Below are 7,652 nucleotides of genomic sequence, written 5' to 3'. Positions count from 1 at the left end.
TGATTTGGCATTTCTCGACGGACGATGCCAGAGTCAAACTCCAACATCTTTATCCTGTATTTGAAACTTCCAAAAGTTCATAAATAGGCTGTTTTGGGCTGTCTGTTGAAGAGCGAGCGCCTGTTTTTTACTGTCTGTTGAAGAGCGAGCGCTTGTCTTAGCAATAGTCACTTTTTGCTGACGATTCTAATGCACCATTTTAGCTGTGTCAGTCCACTACGGTGGTGGTGCATAGTAATGGAAAAAGAAGTGTGGGGAGATGGGGACCCACCCCTAACCCCTCCGGTGGAGGGGAATTTGGGGATATGGGGGGATGGGGAGTGTGGGAAAAATTAAAAAATATATATCCTTACCATTACCATGCAGGACTACCCTATCTACTACTATTACAAATTGTTAGTCGACATATAAAAGCCAAAAATGTTTCAGGAGCTATCATTTTACCAACTCCATAACAAGCACGTCGTCGCCATATAATTACAGGTAAGTGACCTTCTAGAGCTTGCAGGTTAAAGCTAAGTTCATCATAATATTTCCAACTTTCTCCATTTCGCCATCCAACGCGGTCGCAAAAATCTCCATATTCTCCACTTACACTTTCCCATATACGTTGTTGTACGTTTAAGCCAAACAACCCGTTACTGTAATACTCCCAAAGCCAGTCAATAGTAAGAAGGTCTGTGCAGGGAAAATTTTCAATATCTACTAACTGTAGCCAACCTTCATCTTCCCGGAGGGTGACTCGCAGTAGCAACTCCCAAGTAAGTTCGTCTGCTTTTCGCCATTTTCCTGCAGCTAAAAGATTTATCAGTGGGTTATAGTCTATCCCTACTTCTGACATTGCTGCTTCTGGAGTTGCCATGGCATTTAGGTGTTCTTCAATACGATACAGAGTATCTGTCAATATTTCTGGGTTAAGCTGTTCGAGGCGATAAAGTACCCACTCTAGCTGAGAATGAAGCTGAAAGCGTTCCATTGCTGCCTGATTTAACTGAGCTTGTAGTTTATCTAGTTGTCTTTTAAGGTCCCCATTGAAATTTTGATTGTGATTTACCTGATCTACCTGTCCAAAAGGTAAACTTATGGTGTTATTCTCACTATTTTGATTTTTCTGGTCTTGTACAATTTGCCACATTTGTCTAGCCCAGTTCAATTTTGCTTCTTCTTTTCGCTGGTATATTTCTGCTGTAGCAAAGAAGGTAGTGTCTGATGTTAAATCCCAACTACAAACAGAACAAAATTCTGGGAATGTGTCAATGTATTCTGTGCCACAAACAGGACATAGTACCATACTAAAGTCAAAAGTTAGAAGTCAAAAGTCAAAAGTTAAGAAGTTAGAAGTTAGAAGTCATATTCTATATCAAATTCATCTCCCCAGTAAAGTTAAAAGTTAGAAGTTAGAAGTCATATTTTATATCAAATCCATCTCCCCATCTCCCCATCCCCCTATCTCCCCATCTCCCCATTTCCTTCAAACTACATTTGAGATTCTTGTTCTGAAGATATCTCAGAGGGTTGATACCGAGCCAAGTTATTATTGTAAGTTCCTATAAGTTTAGGCATGAGTCGCTCAACTTCTGTAGGTGTTTCTCCAAATGAAGGCCAAACCATATATAACTTTCTAAAAGCTTCTTCAATTCTCCCTTGTTCAATGTCCTCTAGAGCATCTTTTTCTCGAATCAATTCTATAGCTACACGGTCTTGATAAGTAGGGCCAAAGTTCTTAGCACCTACCATAGGAGCATAGAGGTCCCAAGATGTACTCAGAAACTGATATCTACCTGCTGCATCAGAACAAAGTTTTTCGTTATTCCTATCAATGCCACATTTCATCTCTCTAGGGTGGTCTTCAAAGCCAGAGAAATGGTCGTTTGTGTATTGACGATAATAACCTTGAGGACCTGTGGTGCCTTCTGTTACAGCGATTGTATCGAGAAAAGCTCGTATTCTGGGTACATTTATTGGATAGGCCCAATTCTCAGTTGGCTCAATCTCAGGCATAATCACTACTGTTTCTGGCCAATTTTCATCTACAGCATTTGCGCCCCCACCCACTTCTTGAAATATTTTTAAGATGGCCATAAGTAACACGAAAATAATTAATAAGGTAGAAGCTAGCTGGATGTTCAACAGTTTAAACCAATTTAAGGGCTGTTTCTGTATTTTCCGAGTAGTAGAATTATTTTCTGTTTTGTTTTTAGAGGGGGCTGATTTGTTGAAGTTTTTAATAGTAGGAGACCAGATATTTTTTTGAGTATTAGGGAGTATACCAGTTTGCTGACCAAATTTTAGCAAAGAATTAATAGTTTCTAATCGTTTATTTCGATCTAATTCTCGATTATTAGAGCGAATACCCTGAATATTTGCAAAGGCTATAACATCTACTTGAGTTACTTTTTTTAGTGGCTTTTTGACAAATTTCAGGAACATTTGAGCTATATATAAATGAAATGATTTATTTATAGGAGGAATTTGTTGTAACCAGATATTGATTAATTCAATGTCTGAAATTGTTTGAGGTTTACTTCTTTTTTGTACTTGTTGTTTGTACATGGCACACCATCTGAATACTATAGAATTAAAGCTTAAAACTAATTATCCTAAGTCAAGAATATAGGGTTTCTCTAGAAGCATAAATTAAAGTTGTATTTTGACTCCCTATTGCTTATTGAAAAATGAACTGTTCGGTAAAATCTATAATTTTGTATCTTACTCCTTATGAAAATTGCTAGATGTTAAATAGTTAGATCAAATAGAACGAAGGATATTGAGATGGAAATAGGGAACAAGGAGTAATAATTAAACAACTTCTCTCACCTAATACTCGAATACTTATCTAGTAGTTTGACATTTGGTTATACCGAATTAACTTAACTATAAAAATATATTATTTGAGATTTAATTTAATTTACAGCTTGTTTCATATAAGTGAGCTACATCTGTGGCAGGCAAGATGCCCGCACTACAAAGACTTTATTTAAACCCCGTCCGATCGGGCGAGGTCTTCTTAAATATTTGTACTTCATATAGCACTAAATCTGCTGTATCTCTTTGTTTTTGGCAAGTTTTCTGTTCTGCTTAACTTCAAGTTCTCAGGCAACTCCTTTGCACAAATGAAAAGTAAGTGTGTAATTCTAAGGCATCCTTTCGGTGCGGAAATGCTACGCAAAAAGAATGTAAAGCGTACTCAATAAAGTTATACCAATCTCCTAAAAAAATGTTCTACTTATTGAACACTTCAATTATCAAATAATAAGTCAGGTTAAGTAATATTTTTAGCAATTATTTGTATGAGGTAAACATATCTTATTCGTTATTTATCTACTCCATCTTTACCATTAACAAATATTTATAACTGTATTTTCCTCCTGATTTAAGAATAGCGAATTTGATCTTATACTTAAGATAACTTCACCCAACCTATTCCTCCATAACCAAAATTAAATAATTCAGGATGTAAAATTTCCGCTAAAATTTCTAAAGAATCGACTAATCTCGGCCCTGGACGATTAAAATAAGAATTACCATCTGTAATGTAAACTTTCCCCGATTTAACTACAGGTAAATCTTGCCATTCTGGACGATTAATTAACTCCATAGTATCTTGGCGAGTACGTTCTAAATCAAAACCACAAGGCATGAAAATTATAATATCTGGATTAGCAATTAATAACTCTTCCCATTTTAACCATGGAGAATGTTTTCCCACTACTCCAAATAATGAATTTCCCCCAGCTAACTTAACTAATTCTGGTATCCAATTTCCTGCTGCCATTAGCGGATTGCTCCACTCAATACAAGCTACTTTCGGAATATCATTAACTGGTAAATTTTGAGTTTTTTCCGAACAAGCTTTAACCCTAGATTTTAACTTAAAAATTACTTCATTTCCATCCACTCCTAAACTCATTGCTACTTGTTCCATATCTGCCCAAACTTCTGCCAATAAATTAGGCTGTAATGAAATAATTTGAGGATGACTTTTAGTTAAATTTGCTACTACAGCTTCTACTTCTGCCAAACTAGCAGCACAAACATCACATTGAGCTTGAGTAATAATATGAGTAGGTTCTAATTTTTCTAGGGTTTCTGTTTCTACACGGTAGACACTCAAAGCTGATTGTAATAACTCCGTAGCTCGATTATGAATTTCACGACTACTTCCCTCAGGATTAAATTTAGGCTGAGTACAAACAGGCAAGTTTTGAATTTCTGGAGGATAGTCACATTCGTGACTTCTACCCACCATAGCATCCGTTAATCCCAATATTACAACAATTTCTGTAGCACTAGGAATTAGAGAAACAATTTTTAGTTGACGATCTATCATTTTTCTTCTTGAGTATATAGCGATCGCTTTTCTTTACTTAATAAAAAATTAAGCTTTATTATAATTGATTAGTATTTTGAGATAATAGTACTGAGAACAAACCTAAACTATTTAGCGTAGATGCCCATAAGAGATACCAAGAAAATACGAGAAGATTATACTAATGGTAATAGAAACTTTATAGCAATAAAGCTGCCGGAAGTTGACCTTAGTGGTATTAATCTGAGTGGTGCTGATTTTAGTAATTCTGATTTTAGTGATGCTGATTTGACAAATGCTAACCTTAGTGGAGTCAATCTTAGTAATGCTAATTTGAGTGGTACAAATTTAGTAGGGGCAAATTTAAGTGAAGCTAACTTAACAAGTGCTAAATTATGTGAAGCTAATCTGAGTAATGCGAACTTAAGTTGTGCTAATCTCTCAAAAATTGATGCAAATCGTGCTTTTTTGTTTTGCGCTAACCTTTCTCAAGCGAATCTAGATGGTGCTTTTCTTTTTAGTGCTAGTCTTAGCTATGCTTGTCTGATTTATGCAAATATGAAATATGTAAGTTTGATTGGTGCTAATTTAGTAGGGGCAGATTTGAGTAAAGCTGATTTAACTGGTTCATATTTAATTGTTACAGACTTGAGTAGTGCAAATCTGACTAAGGCTAATTTCAGTAAAGTCGATCTCAACAGTTCTAATTTGTCTGCTGCTAATTTGACTAAAGCTAATTTTAATGGTGCTGATTTAAGTTGGGTAAATTTACTTGATACTAATTTAAGTGAGGTTAATTTAAGTCGTGCTAAGTTAGCTGATGCGATTTTACCTGATGGTTTCAATGTTAACTACTCTGGGTCATTCAACAATCTTAAATCAAGTGTAGTTAATAAAACTTGAAGAAGGAGACAGGAGACAGGAGACAGGAGACAGGAGACAGGAGGAAAATTACATGGGTATTCGCTCCCCCAAGTAATTTTGAACACCCCCGTTGACGGTGGGGTATTAAACCCACAAAGAAAATGATAATTCCAGGTATAAGGCCAGTTTGAGACTAAACTAAGTAAATCTTCTCTTCTTCTATTTCATAATTTATGGTACATGAGTGCAGGTTAGGACATTTTACTTCCTGTTCCCTTTGAACTAAAGTATTTTGTCCTAATGGTACTTATATTAAATCAGGATAATTAGTGATCAAAAAACCTATTATCTCAATAACAAGACAAATCTCCTTATTCTCCCTACTACCCCACTAACTTAATTTATAAAAATTCAACTAGACATCATAATCAAAATTATACATTTTATCCAGACATGATATTATGCCTAAGTGGCCAAAAAATAGAAAAATAGATGACAGCAGCAAACACCCAAAAATTAGACGTATTTGGCGTAGGTAACGCCTTAGTAGACATCCTCGCATTTGTAGAAGAAGACTTAATCGCTAAACATTCCCTCCAAAAAAGCGGGATGACTCTGATGGATGCTCCAACACAAGGAGGAATATTGCACGACCTAGAACACATACCCTTACAAATGCGTTCTGGAGGGTCAGCAGCAAATACCATGATAGCGATCGCTCAGAGTGGAGGAACGGGTATTTTTGTGGCCAAAGTCGCCAACGATCCTAATGGTGAGTTGTACCGTCAAGATATGCTCGACTCCAAAATTGAATTTAATGTAGTTCCTACATCTACAGAAAATGGACCTACTGGTACTTGTGTGGTACTGACAACTCCTGATGCCGAACGTACCATGTGTACTAATCTGGGAGTATCTGTGAGTCTCAGTGCTAATGATATTGATGCAGAACAAATTAAGCGTTGTAAATACAGTTATATAGAAGGTTATTTGTGGACTGGACCGGATACAAAGCAAGCTTGTATTCAAGCAATGGAAGATTCTAAACGTCAAGAAGTTAAAGTGTGTTTTACTTTCTCTGACCAGTTTTTAGTAGATATGTTTGCTGATGACTTCCGCGAAGTAGCGTCAAATTATTGTGATGTATTATTTTGCAATGCTGATGAAGCTCGTAGTTTCTGTGGAATTGAGTCTTTAGAAGAATGTGCTATTAAAATTGGGGAGTTGGTAGAAACAGCTTTTATTACTAATGGTAAGGAAGGTTGTTTAGTTGTCAAAGATCAAAAAATTACTCCTGTACCAGGGTTTCCTGTGAAAGCGATCGATACTGTTGGTGCGGGGGACGCTTTTGCAGGAGGTGTGTTATTTGGCCTTACCCATGGTTACACACCTATTCAAGCTGCACGTTGGGGAAATTATCTAGCTTCTGCTGTTGTACAAATTCAAGGTCCGCGTTTAGAAGGTTCTTGGGAAGATAAATGTCAGGAAGTAATATCATCTCCTAATTGAAGAATGTTATAGGTTTTAGGTTAATGGTTAATGGTTCAATCTTATTGAGTGTATCAACCTTAACAAGTTTGTAGACTCTACAGGTAGCTGTGGGGTTTGAAAACCCAACTGCTCCGAATAGTGCTGAAAAATTTTCTTCCTAATACTGGCGTTGCTGATTCTGGGAATGATTTGAGAATTTTGTATTTGGGATTTTTTATTTTGGATGGTTTGAACTACTTGTTAATATTAATTCCCAGATCCGGTGTTCCCTATTCCCTATTCCCTATAAACCTACTTTCATACCTTAATTCAGCAATGTCCTAATACTTAAGACCTAACGCTCAAAACACAACGGAAACGTAGCGACGATAATACACAGTATTTCAAGTTGATGAGGTACGGCAACAAAGATTTTTCAACCAGTTTTTCTTAATGGTGAGAATGTATCAAGTTAAGGACTGTACCTCATTTACTAGCAATCTGTTCTATATTTAGAGAACGACTCCAGAAGGCAAAAGTGGGAAAAACATTTCCCTGTCTAAAAGCGATCGTTAGTCTATGTTTTAACCCATTCTTTACTCTACAAAAATTATACAAGAGAGTCAGAAGACAGGACCAGTTATAATACCCCACAAATAATTTTAGGAGATTTAAACTTAAAGATGTATTTCAATACGCACAGTGTGAGAAATATATCTTTGTTTTTTTTATATCTCCCTGCTTTGTGTTTATTAGACATCTCCGAAAAAGAATAGACTTTTTGCAGAAATAGGCAACAGTGGTGCGACCCCACGGGGTTCGACAGACGCAAAGGAACAGGCATCAAGAAAAGCAACAGGGAAGAAATTTTCTGAAAAAAAGGGCTTTGTTGCATGAAAGTAGCGATCGCCAAAAACTCCCTTAGTTGGAAGTTAACTAGATTTCTACTTTGTAGCTCTGGGGTTTACCATTTTGAATCATCACGTTGAGTATGGAACATTGTATGAAT

Annotated in this window: 5 protein-coding genes; 2 read left to right on the top strand and 3 right to left on the bottom strand. The window is 36.3% G+C overall.

Annotation, left to right across the window (positions count from 1 at the left end; genetic code table 11):
* Positions 1 to 373: 373 nt before the first annotated feature.
* The 3 genes from F6K27_RS31645 to F6K27_RS31635 form a co-directional block, all read right to left on the bottom strand.
* Entirely contained in the window at positions 374 to 1,291 is a 918-nt protein-coding gene (locus F6K27_RS31645) for a GUN4 domain-containing protein (RefSeq protein WP_287279788.1), read from the bottom strand.
* A 185-nt stretch (positions 1,292 to 1,476) separates the two neighbouring features.
* Entirely contained in the window at positions 1,477 to 2,553 is a 1,077-nt protein-coding gene (locus F6K27_RS31640) for a glycoside hydrolase family 104 protein (protein WP_287279786.1), read from the bottom strand.
* An 847-nt stretch (positions 2,554 to 3,400) separates the two neighbouring features.
* Positions 3,401 to 4,330 (bottom strand): cobalamin-binding protein, encoded by a 930-nt coding sequence (locus F6K27_RS31635; RefSeq protein ID WP_287279784.1) that lies wholly within the window; start codon positions 4,328 to 4,330, stop codon positions 3,401 to 3,403.
* A gap of 120 nt (positions 4,331 to 4,450) precedes the next feature.
* Between F6K27_RS31635 and F6K27_RS31630 the strand changes: the two genes are divergently transcribed.
* Both F6K27_RS31630 and F6K27_RS31625 read left to right on the top strand, forming a co-directional pair.
* The gene (locus F6K27_RS31630) at positions 4,451 to 5,212 is read left to right on the top strand and encodes a pentapeptide repeat-containing protein (protein WP_287243055.1); all 762 of its coding nucleotides are present in this window, start codon (positions 4,451 to 4,453) and stop codon (positions 5,210 to 5,212) included.
* 453 nt (positions 5,213 to 5,665) lie between these two features.
* Positions 5,666 to 6,682, top strand: a complete 1,017-nt coding sequence (locus F6K27_RS31625; protein ID WP_287279782.1) for an adenosine kinase — start codon at positions 5,666 to 5,668, stop codon at positions 6,680 to 6,682.
* The last annotated feature ends 970 nt before the right edge of the window (positions 6,683 to 7,652 follow it).

It is taken from the genome of Okeania sp. SIO2F5, from assembly GCF_010692685.1.
In the GTDB taxonomy this organism is placed as follows: Bacteria; Cyanobacteriota; Cyanobacteriia; order Cyanobacteriales; family Microcoleaceae; genus Okeania; species Okeania hirsuta.
The sequence above is the reverse complement of the archived record's forward strand: the minus strand, read 5'-3'. Positions and strand labels throughout refer to the sequence as shown.

What these genes read in the sequence shown, in the direction of transcription:
- F6K27_RS31635 (WP_287279784.1), bottom strand. Translation starts at nt 4,330, where the DNA reads ATGATAGATCGTCAACTAAAAATTGTTTCTCTAATTCCTAGTGCTACA.
- F6K27_RS31630 (WP_287243055.1), top strand. Translation starts at nt 4,451, where the DNA reads ATGCCCATAAGAGATACCAAGAAAATACGAGAAGATTATACTAATGGT.
- F6K27_RS31640 (WP_287279786.1), bottom strand. Translation starts at nt 2,553, where the DNA reads ATGTACAAACAACAAGTACAAAAAAGAAGTAAACCTCAAACAATTTCA.
- F6K27_RS31645 (WP_287279788.1), bottom strand. Translation starts at nt 1,291, where the DNA reads ATGGTACTATGTCCTGTTTGTGGCACAGAATACATTGACACATTCCCA.
- F6K27_RS31625 (WP_287279782.1), top strand. Translation starts at nt 5,666, where the DNA reads ATGACAGCAGCAAACACCCAAAAATTAGACGTATTTGGCGTAGGTAAC.